The organism is Morganella sp. HSTU-ASny43 (genome assembly GCF_022819185.1).
Lineage (GTDB): Bacteria > Pseudomonadota > Gammaproteobacteria > Enterobacterales > Enterobacteriaceae > Morganella > Morganella morganii.
Window position 1 is genome coordinate 16,888 of sequence record NZ_WSPG01000037.1, and the last position, 18,058, is coordinate 34,945.

17 protein-coding genes and 1 tRNA gene are annotated in these 18,058 nt (G+C 53.2%); 1 reads left to right on the top strand and 17 read right to left on the bottom strand.

The features are described 5' to 3' along the window. Nucleotides 1–38: 38 nt before the first annotated feature. The 16 genes from rplI to tsaE all read right to left on the bottom strand — a co-directional run bounded on the left by rplI (nucleotide 39) and on the right by tsaE (nucleotide 15,832). Entirely contained in the window at nucleotides 39–488 is a 450-nt protein-coding gene (gene rplI, locus GN208_RS16085) for a 50S ribosomal protein L9 (RefSeq protein WP_004234503.1), read from the bottom strand. Nucleotides 489–526: 38 nt separating this feature from the next. Beyond that, nucleotides 527–754, bottom strand: a complete 228-nt coding sequence (rpsR, locus tag GN208_RS16090; RefSeq protein ID WP_004234502.1) for a 30S ribosomal protein S18 — start codon at nucleotides 752–754, stop codon at nucleotides 527–529. A 4-nt stretch (nucleotides 755–758) separates the two neighbouring features. Then, complete coding sequence (priB, locus tag GN208_RS16095; RefSeq protein WP_045139169.1) at nucleotides 759–1,076, bottom strand: primosomal replication protein N; 318 nt, start codon at nucleotides 1,074–1,076, stop codon at nucleotides 759–761. A gap of 5 nt (nucleotides 1,077–1,081) precedes the next feature. Further along, nucleotides 1,082–1,471: a 30S ribosomal protein S6 gene (rpsF, locus tag GN208_RS16100; RefSeq protein WP_004241366.1), complete on the bottom strand. Its 390-nt coding sequence runs from the start codon at nucleotides 1,469–1,471 to the stop codon at nucleotides 1,082–1,084. Between the two features lie 151 nt (nucleotides 1,472–1,622). Beyond that, nucleotides 1,623–2,357, bottom strand: a complete 735-nt coding sequence (gene rlmB, locus GN208_RS16105; RefSeq protein WP_004234494.1) for a 23S rRNA (guanosine(2251)-2'-O)-methyltransferase RlmB — start codon at nucleotides 2,355–2,357, stop codon at nucleotides 1,623–1,625. Nucleotides 2,358–2,435: 78 nt separating this feature from the next. Further along, entirely contained in the window at nucleotides 2,436–4,874 is a 2,439-nt protein-coding gene (rnr, locus tag GN208_RS16110) for a ribonuclease R (RefSeq protein WP_004234492.1), read from the bottom strand. A 27-nt stretch (nucleotides 4,875–4,901) separates the two neighbouring features. After that, nucleotides 4,902–5,330 (bottom strand): nitric oxide-sensing transcriptional repressor NsrR, encoded by a 429-nt coding sequence (gene nsrR, locus GN208_RS16115; RefSeq protein WP_004241364.1) that lies wholly within the window; start codon nucleotides 5,328–5,330, stop codon nucleotides 4,902–4,904. A 205-nt stretch (nucleotides 5,331–5,535) separates the two neighbouring features. Further along, nucleotides 5,536–6,834 carry an adenylosuccinate synthase gene (locus tag GN208_RS16120; RefSeq protein WP_004241362.1) on the bottom strand — a complete coding sequence of 433 codons (1,299 nt, stop codon included), beginning with the start codon at nucleotides 6,832–6,834 and terminating at the stop codon, nucleotides 5,536–5,538. Nucleotides 6,835–7,025: 191 nt separating this feature from the next. Continuing rightward, nucleotides 7,026–8,039: a protease modulator HflC gene (hflC, locus tag GN208_RS16125; RefSeq protein WP_004234484.1), complete on the bottom strand. Its 1,014-nt coding sequence runs from the start codon at nucleotides 8,037–8,039 to the stop codon at nucleotides 7,026–7,028. Between the two features lie 2 nt (nucleotides 8,040–8,041). Continuing rightward, the gene (gene hflK / locus GN208_RS16130; RefSeq protein ID WP_004234483.1) at nucleotides 8,042–9,319 is read right to left on the bottom strand and encodes an FtsH protease activity modulator HflK; all 1,278 of its coding nucleotides are present in this window, start codon (nucleotides 9,317–9,319) and stop codon (nucleotides 8,042–8,044) included. 86 nt (nucleotides 9,320–9,405) lie between these two features. Further along, nucleotides 9,406–10,686, bottom strand: coding sequence for a ribosome rescue GTPase HflX (gene hflX / locus GN208_RS16135; protein ID WP_004234480.1), 1,281 nt, complete (start codon nucleotides 10,684–10,686; stop codon nucleotides 9,406–9,408). 98 nt (nucleotides 10,687–10,784) lie between these two features. Next, the gene (gene hfq / locus GN208_RS16140; RefSeq protein WP_004241361.1) at nucleotides 10,785–11,090 is read right to left on the bottom strand and encodes an RNA chaperone Hfq; all 306 of its coding nucleotides are present in this window, start codon (nucleotides 11,088–11,090) and stop codon (nucleotides 10,785–10,787) included. A 107-nt stretch (nucleotides 11,091–11,197) separates the two neighbouring features. Next, nucleotides 11,198–12,136: a tRNA (adenosine(37)-N6)-dimethylallyltransferase MiaA gene (miaA, locus tag GN208_RS16145; RefSeq protein WP_004234478.1), complete on the bottom strand. Its 939-nt coding sequence runs from the start codon at nucleotides 12,134–12,136 to the stop codon at nucleotides 11,198–11,200. Further along, nucleotides 12,129–14,027, bottom strand: coding sequence for a DNA mismatch repair endonuclease MutL (mutL, locus tag GN208_RS16150; RefSeq protein WP_004234476.1), 1,899 nt, complete (start codon nucleotides 14,025–14,027; stop codon nucleotides 12,129–12,131). The genes miaA and mutL overlap by 8 nt, the downstream gene beginning before the upstream one ends. Nucleotides 14,028–14,046: 19 nt before the next feature. Further along, nucleotides 14,047–15,354 (bottom strand): N-acetylmuramoyl-L-alanine amidase, encoded by a 1,308-nt coding sequence (locus GN208_RS16155; RefSeq protein WP_004234475.1) that lies wholly within the window; start codon nucleotides 15,352–15,354, stop codon nucleotides 14,047–14,049. 13 nt (nucleotides 15,355–15,367) lie between these two features. Further along, complete coding sequence (gene tsaE, locus GN208_RS16160; RefSeq protein WP_004234473.1) at nucleotides 15,368–15,832, bottom strand: tRNA (adenosine(37)-N6)-threonylcarbamoyltransferase complex ATPase subunit type 1 TsaE; 465 nt, start codon at nucleotides 15,830–15,832, stop codon at nucleotides 15,368–15,370. 193 nt (nucleotides 15,833–16,025) lie between these two features. On the opposite strand from tsaE, the gene queG reads away from it, so the two are divergent. Next, nucleotides 16,026–17,183, top strand: coding sequence for a tRNA epoxyqueuosine(34) reductase QueG (gene queG / locus GN208_RS16165; RefSeq protein ID WP_004234470.1), 1,158 nt, complete (start codon nucleotides 16,026–16,028; stop codon nucleotides 17,181–17,183). A gap of 694 nt (nucleotides 17,184–17,877) precedes the next feature. Here the strand turns inward: queG and GN208_RS16170 are convergent. Continuing rightward, nucleotides 17,878–17,953 (bottom strand) — tRNA-Gly (locus GN208_RS16170). Nucleotides 17,954–18,058 lie beyond the last annotated feature (105 nt).

An 18,058-nucleotide genomic window follows, 5' to 3' on the forward strand; every position in this document is an offset into this window, starting at 1 on the left:
CCAGCGTCTTTCAAAGATGTTTACCGTGTAATCAGAGATTACTCAGCAACAATCTTCACATTCAGTTCTGCAAACACGTCGCTGTGAACCTGGAAGTGAACTTCGTGATCACCCAGAGTACGCAGAACGCCGTTTGGCAGACGAACTTCGCTTTTCGCCACTTCAACGCCTGCTGCAGTTACAGCATCAGCGATGTCACGGGTACCGACAGAACCGAACAGTTTACCTTCGTCACCCGCTTTGGAAGACAGAGTCACAACGCCCAGGGCATTGATTTTTTCTGCACGAGCGTGTGCTGCTGCCAGAACGTCAGCTAATTTAGCTTCCAGTTCTGCGCGGCGTGCTTCGAAGAATTCGATGTTTTTCTTGGTTGCAGGAACTGCTTTACCTTGCGGTACTAAGTAGTTACGTGCATAACCAGATTTAACATTTACCTGGTCGCCCAGGCTGCCCAGGTTTGCTACTTTATCAAGCAGAATAACTTGCATTACCTTATCCTCTTAAAGTCATTAATGGACTGTGCCGATTACTGATGACGATCAGTGTAAGGCAGTAAAGACAGGTAGCGTGCACGCTTGATAGCACGAGCGAGCTGACGCTGATATTTCGCACTGGTACCGGTGATACGGCTTGGTACGATTTTACCACTTTCAGTGATGTAGTTTTTCAGCGTAGCGATGTCTTTATAATCAATCTCTTGAACGCCTTCTGCGGTGAAACGGCAGAATTTACGACGACGGAAATAACGTGCCATATGGCTAGTCTCCAGAATCTATCAATTCAATATGTTCGGCATGAAGAACCAGTTTTGATAATCCATTTCGCCCCTGATGGGTGCTGATGAATCCCTGAACGGTTATCTGACTGCCGACCGTTATACTGCGAGTAATGGTTTGGATCGTCTGTCCGCTGGCAACCACGGGCATTCTGCACCATGCCTGCCGGGTGAGTCCGGCTTCCTGCTGTTGTGAGCGGTGCTCAAGCACAAACTGACAATGCGGAATTCCGGCCGGGCTGACTTTCCGGATGGGTTCCCTGCACACTGTGCCGGATAACACCAGACGGTTAGCGGACACCGTTATTACTCTTCAGTTTCCTCAGCTTCATCATTTTCTTCAATGTCGTCAGACATGTCGCGCGGGCGACGTTCGTCTTTCGCTTTAACCATTGGAGAAGGTTCAGTCACCGCGTGCTTAACGCGCATAACCATGCTGCGGATAACGGCATCATTGAAGCGGAAAATAGTTTCCAGCTCGTCAATCACTTCCTGCGGAGCTTCAACGTTCAGCAGAACGTAGTGCGCTTTGTGCAGTTTGTTGATTGGGTAAGCCAGTTGGCGACGACCCCAGTCTTCGAGACGGTGGATCTGACCTTCTGCGTTAGTAATAGCAGTTTTATAACGCTCGATCATTGCCGGTACTTGTTCGCTCTGGTCCGGATGAACCATGAAGACGATTTCGTAATGACGCATTAGTAGTGCTCCTTACGGATTATTAGCCTCCTGTCCGGGCAACCGCAACCCTGAGAGGCAAGGAACTTGTTTAAGTGCGGCTGAAAAATTTGACGCATAACTATACTCATACCCGTCCCAAAAGACAAGGTAATAAGTGTGTGATGCGGGATTATTTTGCGCGCTGACGCACGGCCTCAAACAGGCAGACACCTGTTGCCACCGAGACGTTCAGGGAAGAGACTGACCCGGCCATCGGAATGCTGATCAGTTCATCGCACAGGTCGCGGGTCAGACGGCGCATGCCTTCCCCTTCCGCGCCCATCACCAGCGCCACCGGGCCGGTCATTTTGCTCTGATACAGATCATGGGTGGCTTCACCGGCAGTGCCGACAACCCAGATATTTTCGTCTTTCAGCTGACGCAGTGTGCGGGCCAGGTTAGTGACACGGATAAGCGGTACGCTTTCCGCCGCACCACAGGCGACTTTTTTCGCCGTGGCATTCAGCTGCGCGGAGCGGTCTTTCGGGATGATCACCGCGTGTACACCGGCGGCATCGGCGGTACGCAGACAGGCCCCCAGGTTATGCGGGTCAGTCACGCCGTCGAGTACCAGCAGGAACGGAGTCTCATGCTCAGCCAGCAGATCAGGCAGATCCTGCTCCTGATACTGACGGCCGCCTCTGACTTTGGCGATAATCCCCTGATGGACGGCACCTTCGGTCTGGCTGTCCATCCACTGACGGCTGGCCATCTGCACACGGACACCTGCCGCTTCCAGAGCATGCACAACCGGGGTCAGGCGGCGGTCTTCACGCCCTTTTAAGATAAAGACTTCAAGAAAACGGCTGGGATCACGCGCCAGCAAAGCATCCACAGCGTGGATACCATAAATAATTTCACTCATAACGTTCCGTTTGTTGCGGGACAATAAAACACAATGAGGCGCAATGCCTCATTGTGGGAAAATTCAAATCAAAGGCGGTTACTTCTCAGCTTTTTTCTTCGCGCGTTTCGCCTTTATATTTGCCTCGATTTTTTTGGTCCGGGCTGATTTTTTACCTTTCGGGGCTTTCGGGCCGTCGTCTTTTTTCTTCTTACGGAATGCACTGTCCGGCTCGAAGTTTTTGTCACGGCGGGGATCCCCTTTCTTACCGTCCCGGCGCTTATCTCCTTTCTCCCCGGCTTTCGCCCGGGTTCTTGCGGTTTTGCCTTCATTACGGGCACGGCGGGTGGTGGAAATCAGCGCGAAATCAATGGTGCGCTCATCCATATGCACCGCTTCCACCCGGATTTCAACTTCATCACCCAGGCGGTACACATTGGAGGAGGATTCACCAATCAGACGCTGGCCGACATTATCGTAGCGGTAGTAATCGTTATCAAGTGTTGATACGTGTACCAGACCATCGATAAACAGGTCATTCAGACGGACAAAGAAACCAAACCCGGTCACACTGGTGATAAGCCCGGTAAAGACATTACCCACCTGGTCCTGCATAAAGTCGCACTTCAGCCAGTCTGCCACGTCACGGGTGGCTTCATCGGCACGGCGCTCCGTCATGGAAGTGTGCTCACCGAGCTGGAGCATACTCTGCATATCGTAATGCCACGCGCCGGTCTGCGATTTCCCTTCGCCGCGTTCTTTTGCCAGCAGGTACTTAATCGCACGGTGCAGACTCAGATCCGGATAACGGCGGATTGGTGAGGTAAAGTGGGCATACGCCGGTAACGCCAGACCGAAGTGACCGCGGTTGTCCGGATCATAAATCGCCTGTTTCATCGAACGCAGCAGCATAGTCTGTAACAACTCGTGGTCAGGACGCTCCGCCACTTCCAGCATGACACGGGCGTAATCTTTCGGCTCCGGTGTCAGGCCGCCCGGCAGGGTCAGACCCAGCTCATTAAAGACGGTGCGCAGATTGATGACGCTGTCCTCTTTCGGACGATCATGCACACGGTACAGCGCCGGTTCGTTGTTTTTCTCAACAAAGCGTGCCGCCGCAACGTTCGCCATGATCATGCACTCTTCGATCAGTTTGTGTGCATCGTTGCGCAGTACCGGTTCAATGCTCTCAATGCGTTTTTCCGCATTGAAAATAAATTTCGCTTCTTCGGATTCAAAGGCAATCGCACCGCGCTCGTCACGGGCTTCCGCCAGTGCTTTATAGAGTTTGTGCAGCTCTTCCAGGTGTTTTACCAGCGGTGCATAGTGTTCGCGCAGCTCTTCATCCCCTTCGAGGATTTTCCACACCTTGGTATAGGTCAGACGGGCGTGGGAGCTCATTACCGCTTCATAGAAACGGTAACCGGAAAGCTTACCTTTCGCCGAAATGGTCATTTCACACACCATACACAGGCGATCAACCTGCGGGTTCAGTGAACAGACACCATTCGACAGCACTTCCGGCAGCATCGGTACGACCTGTGACGGGAAGTAAACCGAGGTTCCCCGGCTGCGGGCTTCATCATCCAGTGCCGTCTGCGGACGCACATAATAACTGACGTCAGCAATCGCCACCCACAGACGCCAGCCACCGCCGCGTTTGGCTTCACAGTGTACCGCGTCATCAAAGTCACGGGCATCTTCGCCGTCGATAGTGACCAGCGGCAGATCGCGCAAATCAACACGGCCTTTTTTGGCGGATTCCGGTACTTCCTCGCGGATATCCGCGACCTGACGTTCCACCTGAGCAGGCCAGGTGAACGGAATTTCATGTTTGCGCAGGGCAATATCCACCGCAATACTGGTGCCCATTTTCTCGCCCAGCACTTCGGTGATAACACCGAGCGCCTGCACCCGTTTGCCCGGACGGCGGGTCAGTTCCGCCACCACGATATTCCCCATCCGTGCGCCGTTAATTGACTCTTTCGGGATCAGAATATCGAAGCACAGACGGCTGTCATCCGGCACGACAAATCCCATGCCTTCTTCGGTAAAGTAACGGCCGACAATCTGGCCGGTTTTCGGCTCGGTCACACGCACAACGCGCGCTTCGCGGCGGCCTTTGCGATCAGCCCCCATGACCTGGGCCAGGATCACATCCCCGTGGATGCATAATTTCATCTGATCCTGCGGGATATAGAGATCGTCTTTTTGTCCTTCGACACGCAGGAACCCGAAGCCATCACGATGGCCGATCACGGTTCCTTTAATTAAATCAAGACGCTCCGGCAGGGCGTAGCACTGACGGCGGGTAAAGACCAGCTGCCCGTCACGCTCCATGGCGCGCAGACGGCGGCGCAGGGCTTCCTGAGCCTCTTCACCGGTGATCCCCAGTTCCTGTGCGATATCTTCGCGGCTCACCGGTTTGGTGTGACGGCGGACAGTTTCAAGAATAAATTCACGGCTCGCGATCGGGGAATCATATTTTTCCGCTTCGCGCTCACGATAAGGGTCGTTTGATTGTTTTTCCACTGACATTGTATCCTCCGTGGTTTCTGAACGGCGTTATTCGTCCGTCAGTAACAATTTATAAAGATGCTGATTGTCCTGCACCATATCAGCGAGCGTGTGTTTATCCAGTTCCTGTAAGAACTCCCGGATGGCTTTATTCAGTACCGATTTCAGTCTGCATGCCGGAGTAATGTGACAGAATTCACCGCTGCAGTTCACCAGTGTTAACGGCTCGAGCGCGCGGACAACCTCACCGATACCTATAGTATTAGCAGGTTTTCCCAGGCGGATCCCGCCATTTTTGCCGCGAATCGCCTCGACATAACCCAAATGGCTCAATTGGTTAATTATCTTGACCATATGGTTACGCGATACGCCGTAAACATCCGTCACTTCCGTAATACTGGTCATTTTACCATCAGGAAGTGACGCCATATAAATCAGCGCCCGCAAGCCATAATCTGTAAAACTGGTTAACTGCACATTTTACCCCGGAAATTCTGTCATCCCGCGCGGGGGATCACATGATAAGTAATGGATAATCATTATGTGTGTCTTTTGCTTATTAAGCAAAATTTGTCGTTAAAAACGCCGGATTTCCTGTCATGACATAGTCAGAAACCCCGGCGTCAGAAAACAAAAGGCCGGACAAACATGCCCGGCCCTGACTGGTATCACCTGAACGATCTTATGCGTCGAACGGGTCGCGCAGGATCATCGTTTCAGAACGATCCGGACCGGTTGAAATAATATCAACAGGAACGCCTGTCAGTTCTTCAATGCGGCGGATGTAATCCAGTGCTGCCTGAGGCAGTTCTTCGCGGCTCTTCGCCCCGAATGTGGTTTCAGTCCAGCCCGGCATGACTTCATAGATAGGCTCGATGCCTTCCCAGTTATCCGCAGCCAGTGGTGTGGTTTCGATGATTTCACCATTCGGTAAACGGTAACCGACACACACTTTCACTTCTTTCAGACCATCCAGCACATCCAGCTTGGTCATGCAGAACCCTGACAGGGAGTTGATCTGCACAGCGCGGCGGATAGCAATGATGTCCAGCCAGCCGCAACGGCGGCTGCGTCCGGTGGTCGCACCGAACTCCTGGCCTTTGGTACGCAGGTATTCACCGGTTTCATCAAACAGTTCGGTCGGGAACGGACCGGCACCCACGCGGGTTGAGTAAGCTTTGATGATACCCAGGACATAATCCACATAACGCGGACCTAAACCGGAACCGGTGGCAACACCGCCGGCAGTGGTGTTTGAGGAAGTCACATACGGATAGGTACCGTGGTCGATATCCAGCAGTGTACCCTGCGCGCCTTCAAACATCACCAGCTCACCGTTAACGGTGGCTTTGTACAGCAGATCAGAGACATCCACAACCATACCGGTCAGGATATCCGCAACTGCCATGATTTCGTCCAGGGTTTTCTGATAGTCAACCGCAGGCTCTTTGTAGTAGTTCACTAACTGGAAGTTGTGATACTCAAGGATTTCTTTCAGTTTCTGAGCGAAGGTCTCTTTATCGAAGAGATCACCCACGCGCAGACCGCGACGGGCAACTTTATCTTCGTATGCAGGCCCGATACCGCGCCCTGTTGTGCCGATAGCTTTCGCGCCGCGTGCTTTCTCACGGGCATTATCCAGCGCAACATGATAAGGGAGGATCAGCGGACATGCTTCAGAAATCAGCAGACGTTCGCGCACCGGAACACCACGCTCTTCCAGTGCAGTCATTTCTTTCAGCAGTGCATCGGGTGCGAGTACAACACCGTTAGCAATGATGCTGACGACGTTTTCGCGGAGAATACCTGACGGAATTAAATGCAGGACGGTTTTCTCACCGTTGATAACCAGAGTGTGACCCGCGTTGTGGCCACCTTGATAACGAACAACATACTTAGCCCGTTCAGTCAGCAAGTCGACGATTTTGCCCTTGCCCTCGTCACCCCATTGGGTGCCCAATACGACAACGTTCTTACCCATTTCGTTTTTACCTGGTTGCTTAAAAAAGGATTCTAGCATCTCATGACCGCCCTTTCAGCACTTTTTATCCACTTTATGAAAGTCACCTGATCAATGTCCATAATAAAGCCCGCCTAAGCGGGCTTTCTTCATCAGAGTGCGACCATCAGCATGCTGACGATTTTTCAGTACCGGTTATGCGGTTACCGGACTTACTGGCCTGAAGCCGGACGCAATGATGTCGGTGCCTTCATGTAACGGAAGAAATCCGTATCCGGGCTTAACACCATAATGTCGTTGCCATCGGGTTTGAAGCTTTGCTCATAAGCACGCAGGCTTCGGATAAACGCATAGAAATCCGGATCCTGACTGAATGCATCCGCAAACAGTTTAGCGGCTTCCGCATCACCCGCACCACGCAGGGAGAGTGACTGGCGCTCCGCTTCGGCCAGGATTTCAGTACGGGTTTTATCTGCCACCGCACGAATCTTCATGGCTTCTTCCAGACCCTGTGAGCGGTGACGACGCGCCACGGCTTCACGTTCTGCACGCATACGCTGGAAGATAGCTTCGGAGACTTCCGCAGGCAGGTTAATCTGCTTGATACGGACGTCCACCACTTCGATACCTAACGCCGCCATACTGTTCGGATTCACCTGCGGCTGTGCGCCTTTGGTTTCTTCCTGAACACGCGCTGCCGCATCGGCAATAGCGTTATCAGCATCGGTTGCCTGCGGATCGTTACCGGAGCTCCCTTCGTTCAGTGCATTTTTGACTTCCGTCGTTAATGTACCGCGGGAATCCGTCACAATCTCTTTCACGCTCAGACGACCGAACTCAGAACGCAGACGGTCACTGAATTTACGTTTCAGCAGGTTTTCAGCCTGATTAATATTACCGCTGTTTGTCGCGAGATAATACAGGCTGAAATCACTAATCCGCCATTTAAGGTAAGAATCGACGATCAGGTCTTTGTTTTCGTTTGTCAGGAAACGGTCAGCCTGGATATCCAGTGTCTGGATACGGGCAGGCAACATTTTCACTGTTTCAATAAACGGCACTTTCAGATGCAGACCCGGCTCATACACAATCGGTTTGTTATCCGCATCACGCAGAACTTTGCCAAACCGCAGCACAATACCGCGCTCGGTCTGCTGAACGGTAAAGACAGACGCATACAGAACGCCTAAAACCAGAATAACAATAACGGCTAAATACTTACGCATGATTATTGTCTCCCTGTGCGTTCAGTGTTGCCACGGATACCCGAACTGCTGAGATCATACGTGTTGTTGTATTCAGCGGGTACATTCGGATTCTGGCTGCTGTTTTGTGCCTGACGGCCTGCCGGTGCCTGTGTTGCCGGTGCGGATGATGGTGTGGCAGCGGCTTTCGCCGGTGCAGCCTGAGAGGCGGCTCTCTGCTCACGCATAATCTGATCCAGCGGCAGCACCATCATGCTGTTGCTTTTATCATTGGCAATCACTTTACGGGTATTGCTCAGCACACGTTCCATTGTCTCAATGTACAGACGTTCACGGGTGATATCCGGTGCCGCACGGTATTCCGGCAGCATTTTCGAGAAGCTTGCCACTTCACCGCGCGCTTTCAGCACGATACTGGCTTTATACGCCTGTGCGCTTTCGATCATACTTTGCGCATTACCTTTTGCCAGCGGCAGAACTTCGTTCGAGTAAGCTTCCGCTTCACGGATGGATTGCTGTTCGTTTTCACGCGCGGCAATCACGTCATCGAATGAAGCCTGAACTTCAGCCGGCGGACGCGCTTCCTGGAAGTTGACGTCGACAATCGCTATCCCCATTTTATAAGGCTTGATTGTCTCTTCGAGGACTTTCTGGGTTTCGTTACGGACCACGGTACGGTTCGCCGTCAGGATTTTCTCCATGGTGAACTTACCGATAACCCCGCGCACCGCGCTGTCCATCGCCTGACGCAGACTGTTGTTCGGGTTAGTGACGCTGAAGAGGTAATCTTCCGGGTTCACTACCTGGAACTGCACGTTCATGTTAACGCGGACCACGTTCTCGTCAGCGGTCAGCATCATACCGTTGGTGGCAAGATCCTGGACGGTCGCCACATCGACCGCAGTAACGCGATCAATAAAGGTCGGTCTCCAGTTCAGACCCGGCTGAACCACATGACTGAATTTACCGAAACGCGTAACCACGCCGCGCTCCGTTTCTTTAATCGTATAGAAGCCGGTTGCGGCCCAGACAACAACAACGGCGGCAATAGCGAGACTGATAATACGTCCGCCCGCGAACTGTACCGGAGGACGATTGTTCCCGCCGGACTGCCCGTTATTGTTTCCGCCTTTACCGCCACCCAGACCACCGAGTTTTCTGCTCATTTTCCGGAACAGATCGTCGAGATCAGATGCCCCACGGTTCCGGCCGCCTTTGTTACCGTCGGAGTTGCCGCCTTTATTGCTGCTCCCCCACGGGTCGCGGTCCTGTCCGTTATTACCGGGCTGATTCCACGCCATGCCTTCGCTCCACTCTTTTATGATCGGTTTTTCAGGGCTAAGAGCACAAAAACGCGCTCTCAATTAATATATTACGCCGCTGATAATCAGATAACGTAATCGGCTAACTGTTGTTCCTGCTTGCAGAGGCGGCGCCAGTCAACAATGGGCAGCCTGATTTCAAGGCAAATCCGGCCGTCATCATCAAGCCACTCGCGTTCAATCGCCTGAAGCTGATAAAAACGGCTGCGCAGACGACCCTCCGACGGAGGCAGACACAATTCCAGGTGTGCGATCTCACCGGAAAGGCGTTCCGTCAGTGCCCGGAACAACAACGGGATCCCTGCTCCGGTCTGTGCTGAAAGCCAGACCCTGACCGGCAGGTTATCCTCATTTCTGTCGATACGCGGTTCGAAATCGTCCAGCATATCGATTTTATTCATCACTATCAGAACCGGAATTTCATGTGCATCAATCTCTTCCAGAACTGCATTAACCGCATGAATATTTTCATCCACACGGTTATCCGCCGCATCGACCACATGAAGCAGCAGTGTCGCTTCGCGGGTTTCCTGCAGCGTGGCTTTAAATGCCGCCACCAGATCATGCGGCAGATGACGGATAAACCCGACCGTATCCGCCAGCACCACCGTGCCGACATCATCGACATCAATCCGCCGCAGGGTCGGATCGAGTGTCGCAAATAACTGATCCGCAGCATAGACTTTCGCATCAGTTATGTGATTAAACAGACTGGATTTCCCGGCGTTGGTGTAACCGACCAGAGACACCGTCGGAATATCCGCTTTACTGCGCGCCTGACGGCCTTGTCCGCGCTGGCGTTCCACTTTTTCGAGACGCCCTGAAATCTGTTTGATTTTATCCCGCAGCATCCGGCGGTCGGACTCAAGCTGAGTCTCACCCGGCCCCCGCAGACCAATCCCGCCTTTCTGACGTTCAAGGTGCGTCCAGCCGCGGACCAGACGCGTGGAAAGATGGCGTAACTGCGCCAGTTCCACCTGTAATTTACCTTCATGTGTCCGTGCCCGCTGGGCGAAGATATCGAGGATAACCCCGGTTCTGTCAACCACCCTGCACTGGCATAAACGCTCGAGGTTGCGTTCCTGCGCCGGACTTAAGGCATGGTTAAAGAGCACCACATCGGCTTCACTTTCGGTGACAGCATCGGCAATCTCTTCCGCTTTACCTTCACCCGCAAAATATTTCGGGTGCGGGGCGCTGCGGCTGCCGGTGACTATCTGAACAGGTGTCACTCCCGCGGATGTCACAAGGGATTCAAATTCACTGAGATCATCAGTGTTCTTATCCTGTGAGAAAAATATGTGGACCAGTACGGCCCGTTCACCGCCTTCATACCTGTCAAACAACGGCAGAACCTCTCAGGCTGAGTGAAAAACACGCAGGAAAAAACACAGGTAAAGTCTCCCTACCTATGTTTTTCCGCGATTGATAACTGCACACTGACTTATTCAGCGCCATCAGTATCCTGTTGCGCACCACCGTTACCGGCTGACTGGTGGTAATTGCTGCCGCCGGTCCCCGGGTTTGCGCCACCGCTGTGGTGAGAAACCGGACGGGAAGGTACGACGGTAGAGATCGCGTGTTTGTAAACCATTTGGCTGACCGTGTTTTTCAGCAGAATAACAAACTGGTCGAATGATTCGATCTGACCCTGTAATTTAATACCGTTGACCAGATAAATAGAAACCGGAACCCTTTCGCGACGTAATGCGTTCAGGAACGGATCTTGCAAAGATTGCCCCTTAGCCATTCTGTATTTTCCTTATTTTGTTGTTTTTTAAATGAAACCCAAGCTGGGTTCGAAAAATAACTACTCAAAAACTTTCGTAACCCGTTAATTGTACACAATCAACGGCGCTATGCACGAAGAACCTGCATAACGGCTTTAAGAGATTGTTCAGGCTGTTCACTGTCGAGCCACTGAACACCTTCCCAACCCCGCAACCACGTCATCTGCCGCTTGGCAAGCTGACGGGTGGCGCAAATGCCCCGATACACCATGTCATCATAACTGATTTCTCCGGCCAGATATGACCACATCTGGCGGTAGCCGACACAACGGATCGACGGCAAATCCGGATGAAGATCCCCGCGCTGATACAGCGCACGGACTTCGTCCTCAAAACCGGCTTTCAGCATCATCTGAAAACGCATTTCAATTCGCTGATGCAATATTTTACGATCTGCCGGTGCAATGGCAAACTGATAAGCATTAAAGGGCAAATTCTCCCCTGCAGTTTCCGTCAGTTCTGTCATTGTTTTGCCGGAGATATAGTATACCTCCAGTGCCCGGCTGAGCCGCTGCGGATCATTCGGGTGGATCCGCGCCCCGGCGACCGGGTCAATCCGGCTCAGTTCATCATGAAGAACCTGCCAGCCTTCCTGTGCCGCCCGCGTCTCAATCTGTGCCCGGATTTCCGGGTCAGCGGACGGCAGCGGCGATAATCCTTCCAGCAATGCTTTGAAATACATCATGGTTCCGCCGACCAGCAGCGGAATTTTTCCCTGCGCGGTTATCTCATGCATTGCCGCCAGCGCATCACGGCGGAAATCGGCGGCGGAATAGGCCACTGACGGGTCGAGAATATCAATCAGCCGGTGCGGGGCAAGTGCCAGTTCGGCAGCATCGGGTTTTGCGGTCCCGATATCCATCCCCTTATAAATCAGTGCGGAATCCACACTGATGATTTCCACCGGCAGGTGCTGACGAAGTTCAATCGCCAGCGCGGTTTTTCCTGAAGCCGTCGGCCCCATCAGAAACAGGGCTGCGGGTTTATGATGATTCTGTTCACTCATGACGTAATGCTGCAACGACCTCAGTTAAATCAATTAATTGCAATAAATCTGCCGGCGGTCTGCGCACCAGTTGCGGGCACAGCCGCTCCACATCGGCCAGCAGCTGCACTGCCTGGGCTTTGCTCTGAGCCGCCGGTTCACTGACCAGCATCTCTGCCAGCCGCGACGCAATGGCTTTCTCATCCGCCTCCGGGTTATCAGCCAGGAAACGCAGTAATTCAGGGATAAGATGCGGTAAATTTTGCTGACGAAGCGGTAACGATACCGTACGAATCGTCGCTTTTCCACGGGAAACTGAGCCTTCTATACCGAAAGTACGCAATACCCCGGCAAACTGCGTAAATGTCTCACACTCCTGTGCGTTTAATGCCATCTGAAGCGGGATCATCAGCGGCTGGGATTTCAGTCCCTGCTCTCCCGGGATCAGTTGCTGACAACGCAGATAATGTGATGCTTTGCTGAGGGAAAACAGCGCAATACCTGCATCTGTCTCAATTAACGCATAACACGGCGGATAAAGCGTAAGGATTTTACCAAAACTTACACGCTCACTTTTTTCCGTCACTGGCTCACTTGCGGCGCTGATCCGGTTTTCTGACAGAAAAGTGCTTTTTTCCGGAAACAGCTGCGGCCGGGTTTCTGCCGGTGTCTGCATCAGTGACTGATATATTCCGGCTTCTTTCGGGCTGTAAACGGGTTTATCCGCAGAATATGCCGGTTTTCCGCTGCTGTGGCCGCTGTGAGACGCGCCGCCCCCGGTGGTTTCCCGGCGTGGCGGCGGTGTGAGTACGTCCTCACGCTCAAAGATATTTTTACCGGCTGCCGCGCGGTTTTCCGGCACATGCTGTGTCTGCGGCGCTGACGGATCCGGCTCATACAAAGAGACAGGCTGCTCATGCTGTTTCAGCACACTGAGCACCGCCTGATAAATAAAGTCATGCACCAGCCGCGCCTGATGAAAACGCACTTCGTGCTTGGCCGGATGAACATTCACATCCACCTGACGCGGATCAATGGTCAGGTAAAGGACATAGGCAGGCTGCTGATCGCCGCTCAGCCGGTCTTCATAGGCCTGGCGGATGGCGTGGTTGATCAGGCGGTCGCGCATCATCCGTCCGTTAACATAGCAATACTGTAAATCCGCCGGGCCGTTGTATTCTGCCGGTGAAGCCACCCAGCCGCGGATCTCCAGCTCTTCGTGAGACCAGGTTACCGCCAGTGCCTGCTGCATAAACGCGGTACCACAGATAGCCCCGAGACGTCGCTCCTGCTGATCTTCCGCTTTAACCGGGCGGTACTGGCGCATCAGTTTACCGTTGTGGGTGAGATTAATGGCCACATCAAAACGGGACAGCGCGATACGCCGCACCACTTCATCAATGTGGCCGAATTCGGTTTTTTCAGTACGCAGGAATTTGCGCCGCGCCGGAGTATTGAAAAAGAGATCCAGCACTTCCACCGTACTGCCCGCCGGATGTGCCGCCGGTTTCAGCGTCACCGCCATTTCGCGCCCTTCGGCATATGCCTGCCAGGCTTCGTTCTGGTCACGGGTGCGGGAGGTAAAGGTCAGGCGTGATACGGAGCTGATACTGGCGAGCGCCTCACCCCGGAACCCCATGCTCATGATGGCTTCGAGATCATCGAGTGTGGCGATTTTACTGGTGGCGTGACGGGCCAGCGCCAGCGCCAGCTCGTCTTTGGCAATACCGCAGCCGTTGTCACGGATGCGGATAAGCTTTTCGCCGCCGCGCTCAATATCAATATCGATACGGGTGGCACCGGCGTCCAGGCTGTTTTCCACCAGTTCTTTCACCACCGATGCCGGGCGCTCAACCACTTCGCCTGCGGCTATCTGGTTTGCCAGCTGCGGCGGTAAAATCCGGATCGCCATAATTGCCCCCGTTCTCCTGTTATTTGGACGGCGCTGCCTGTAACGGGTTCGCGGTAAAGTATGCGCGTAACCCGCCGTGGATCGCGGCAGCGACCTGCTCCTGGTAAGTGTCAGATCCTAACAGCTGTTCTTCAGTGCTGTTACTGATAAAGCCGGTTTCCACCAGAATGGACGGAATATCCGGTGAACGCAGCACCCCGAGGCTCGCATGCTCCGGCGTGCCTTTGTGGACTTTACCTATCTGGCGCAGCTGACGGATCACGTCCTGCGCCACGGCATAACCGACACGCTGGGAGTTACCGAACTGCAAATCCAGTACCGCCTGGCTGAGATACGGATCCGCGCCGTTTGCCAGTGCATCACCGGCACCGCCGAGCAGTTCGGATTGTTTCTCGCTCTGTTCCAGCCAGTTACCTAATTCGTTATTTGCCCGCCGGTTGGAGAGCACCCAGACTGACGAACCGGTCGCGGTGCGGTTTGGTGCGGAATCTGCGTGGATGGACACCAGCATGTTGGAGCCGAATTTACGCGCCACTTCGGAGCGTCCGGCCACCGAGATAAAATAATCGCCGTCACGGGTCAGTACCGGTTTGAACATCGGGTCATCTTTCAAACGCTTTTCCAGCTTGCGGGCGATACTGATAGTGACGTTTTTCTCTTTCAGGCCGTTCTGGCCGATAGCGCCCGGATCTTTCCCGCCGTGTCCGGCATCAATTGCCACCACGACCTGACGGCTGTTTTTCGGCAGTTTACCTGTCGGTACCACCGGAATTTTTGCCTGTTCCGGTGCAGCGGCCGGAGTGGTTGCTGCCGGAGCCGCTGCCGCCGGAGCAGCACTGCCGCTGTTCATGCGCAGCGGTTTGCCGCTTGTGGTGGTGACCGGTTGTGCGGCAGCCACCGGGGCTGCGCTATAACTGTTTTTGCCGGTCAGCGTGATGGTCAGGCCGCTGTTATCCGCAGCATCGCGGAAACTGTTTTTATCCGCCAGTTCCAGCACGATACGCTGATGCTGAGCATCCGGCGCACGGCTCTCTCTGACCACTTTAATCAGCCCGTTATTCAGATTGATCGGCAGACCGGTAATTTTCTGCGGCTGACGGATGTCGATCACCAGACGCTCCGGGTCATGCAACGGAAACAGTTTATATTGCGGTTTGCCGTCAAAACTGAGCTGTAATGTGCCCTGAGAACCGTTGTTGTTCACATTGATGCCCGTCAGGGACGCGGCGTGCCCGGCTGCACTGAACAGCAGGCTCACGCAGAAAAACAGCGCCGTCAGCCATGAAACGGCAGCCACATCAGATTTCCGTGTCAGATATGCATTCATTATCGGTAATTCCTCACATCTCCGCTAACTTATCCAGGAGTTCTTCACCATAAGGGGAACGGGCGGTAAAACGGGCTTCCCGTCCTTCACCATCATACCGTAAGTGCAATTCCAAATCTGCATCCGGCAGAAAACCGGCCCCTTTTTGCGGCCATTCAACCAGACAGACGGTGTTTTCCCCGAAGTAATCGCGGATCCCCATAAATTCCAGTTCTTCCGGATCCGCCAGGCGGTACAGGTCAAAATGATAGACCGGACGTGGTGAGAGCTCATAGGGCTCGACCAGGGTGTAAGTCGGGCTTTTCACATGGCCGGGATGCCCCAGCGCCTGAAGAAAGCCGCGGCTGAAGGTGGTTTTTCCGGCCCCCAGATCGCCGAAAAGATGCAGGACAAATCCGCGCTGACTCTGCTGTGCCAATGCACGGCCGAGCGCGACAGTGGCAGCTTCATCTGCCAGCGTAAACAGACGTTCTTTCATTCTCGTTGTCGTCACAGGTTATTTTATTGAAATAATTGAGCGTGTAATCCGTTAAACATACCACATTCCGGTGATATACCTGCATAACGGCGTGCGAAAAAACGACAATAATGCGCAGTTTTTGTGCCGGACGGTCTGTGATAAACTCCGCACCATTCACCATCACACCTGCAATGTAAGTAAACACTCACTAATGAGCACTCACCCTGGTTTACACCAGCTTGCCGCCCGGATAAAACAATGGGGACGCGAACTCGGCTTTCAGCAGGTCGGTATCTGCGATACAGATCTCAGCGCGGAAGAGCCGAAGTTACAGGCGTGGCTGGATGCAGGCTATCAGGGAGAGATGGACTGGATGGCACGCCACGGCATGATGCGCGCACGCCCTCATGAACTGCTGCCGGGCACGCTGCGGGTGATCAGTGTGCGGATGAACTACCTTCCGGCCAAAGCGTCCTTTGCTGCTGTCCTGCAAAACCCGGAGCAGGGTTATATCAGCCGTTATGCGCTGGGGCGTGATTATCACAAGCTTCTGCGCCAGCGCCTGAAGCAGCTGGGAGAGCGGATTCAGGCTGAGTGTGATGAACTGGCTCTGGAAAACACCCTCAGCTACCGCCCGTTTGTTGACTCAGCACCGGTACTGGAACGCCCGCTGGCAGCCAAAGCGGGTCTTGGTTGGGTTGGTAAGCATTCACTTATTTTAAACCGTGAAGCAGGCTCCTGGTTTTTCCTCGGCGAGCTGCTGATCAACCTGCCGCTGCCGGTTGATACGCCTGCGGAAGAACAGTGCGGCCGCTGTGTCGCCTGCATGACCACCTGCCCGACTCAGGCGATTGTCGCGCCTTATACTGTCGATGCACGCCGCTGTATCTCCTACCTCACTATTGAGCTGGAGGGCGCTATCCCCGAAGAATTCCGCCCTCTGATGGGAAACCGCATTTACGGCTGTGATGACTGCCAGCTTATCTGCCCGTGGAACCGTTTTTCACAACTGACAGACGAGGCGGATTTCTCGCCGCGCAAGCGCCTGCACACGCCGGAACTGCTGGATTTATTCGCCTGGGATGAAGCCACCTTCCTGCGGGTGACAGAGGGCTCGGCTATCCGGCGCATCGGATATCTGCGCTGGCTGAGAAATATCAGTGTCGCTCTCGGCAATGCACCGTATGAAGATAAAATTATTATTGCACTGACAGAAAAAACCGGACTGGCAGACTGGCTTGATGAGCATATCCGCTGGGCAGTTGCCCGTCAGTATGCCAAAAGAGATGAATCACGTATCGAAATACAGACTTCACAGCAAAAACGTCTTATCCGCGCCATTTCCAAAGGTTTGCCGCGCGACGCCTGATCCCGCCTCATAATCCCGTTAAGTTATCCACAATATTCAGTGTTGTGAATAATATAAAAAGACCTTGCCTATCAATGTGAAGAAAAAATACAAGAGAGCCGTCACACAATTCACATAAATTAAACTAACATATAAATATCAATATATTAAATATACTGTCGTTCAGTATTTTGCGGAATTCTGTGATTCAGCCGACAAAACCGGCCTGTGGATAACTCTGTGCAGAAAAGTGTGTCAGAACCCCCGGGATGTGAATAACATACCCCGCAGCGCTGTGGATAAAAAATGACATCCGGACAAAAAAATTGCCCCTGTTTGACTTAATCACCCCATGAAAGGTGATGAAAAGCAGAAACTGACATAAAGATAGTGCAGAAAGTGCCGGTGGTAATCTTTCACTGTCTGAATAATCACCGCTGGTGATCGTTCATCTGCCCTTCGTCAGAGAGGGCGCAAATTCTATTTCACCACGCCGGGATTAGCAAGACTTTTCCCCGTATTTACGAAAAAAAAGCATCTAACAGATTAAATTATCAGCAAAAGTTCAGTGTGGACGGTTTTGTGCTGCGGATAACTGTGACTGATGATTATTTGCACCGCACAGCAGTTTTCCCGGCAGAACCGGTAACAGAAATCACGCAAAGGATTTTATTCAGAAAATAATGTTCGGGGGGACTGAAGAGAAGAAAAAGATTGGAGCGGGAAACGAGACTCGAACTCGCGACCCCGACCTTGGCAAGGTCGTGCTCTACCAACTGAGCTATTCCCGCATCACAACGGTATATACCTGACTATCTGAAAATTGGAGCGGGAAACGAGACTCGAACTCGCGACCCCGACCTTGGCAAGGTCGTGCTCTACCAACTGAGCTATTC

Excerpts from the sequence above, each read along its gene's own strand:
- hflC (WP_004234484.1), bottom strand. The coding sequence starts at position 8,039 with ATGCGTAAGTATTTAGCCGTTATTGTTATTCTGGTTTTAGGCGTTCTG.
- GN208_RS16155 (WP_004234475.1), bottom strand. The coding sequence starts at position 15,354 with ATGAATGCATATCTGACACGGAAATCTGATGTGGCTGCCGTTTCATGG.
- queG (WP_004234470.1), top strand. The coding sequence starts at position 16,026 with ATGAGCACTCACCCTGGTTTACACCAGCTTGCCGCCCGGATAAAACAA.
- rnr (WP_004234492.1), bottom strand. The coding sequence starts at position 4,874 with ATGTCAGTGGAAAAACAATCAAACGACCCTTATCGTGAGCGCGAAGCG.
- rpsR (WP_004234502.1), bottom strand. The coding sequence starts at position 754 with ATGGCACGTTATTTCCGTCGTCGTAAATTCTGCCGTTTCACCGCAGAA.
- rplI (WP_004234503.1), bottom strand. The coding sequence starts at position 488 with ATGCAAGTTATTCTGCTTGATAAAGTAGCAAACCTGGGCAGCCTGGGC.
- mutL (WP_004234476.1), bottom strand. The coding sequence starts at position 14,027 with ATGGCGATCCGGATTTTACCGCCGCAGCTGGCAAACCAGATAGCCGCA.
- tsaE (WP_004234473.1), bottom strand. The coding sequence starts at position 15,832 with ATGAAAGAACGTCTGTTTACGCTGGCAGATGAAGCTGCCACTGTCGCG.
- miaA (WP_004234478.1), bottom strand. The coding sequence starts at position 12,136 with ATGAGTGAACAGAATCATCATAAACCCGCAGCCCTGTTTCTGATGGGG.
- GN208_RS16120 (WP_004241362.1), bottom strand. The coding sequence starts at position 6,834 with ATGGGTAAGAACGTTGTCGTATTGGGCACCCAATGGGGTGACGAGGGC.
- hflK (WP_004234483.1), bottom strand. The coding sequence starts at position 9,319 with ATGGCGTGGAATCAGCCCGGTAATAACGGACAGGACCGCGACCCGTGG.
- rpsF (WP_004241366.1), bottom strand. The coding sequence starts at position 1,471 with ATGCGTCATTACGAAATCGTCTTCATGGTTCATCCGGACCAGAGCGAA.
- rlmB (WP_004234494.1), bottom strand. The coding sequence starts at position 2,357 with ATGAGTGAAATTATTTATGGTATCCACGCTGTGGATGCTTTGCTGGCG.
- hfq (WP_004241361.1), bottom strand. The coding sequence starts at position 11,090 with ATGGCTAAGGGGCAATCTTTGCAAGATCCGTTCCTGAACGCATTACGT.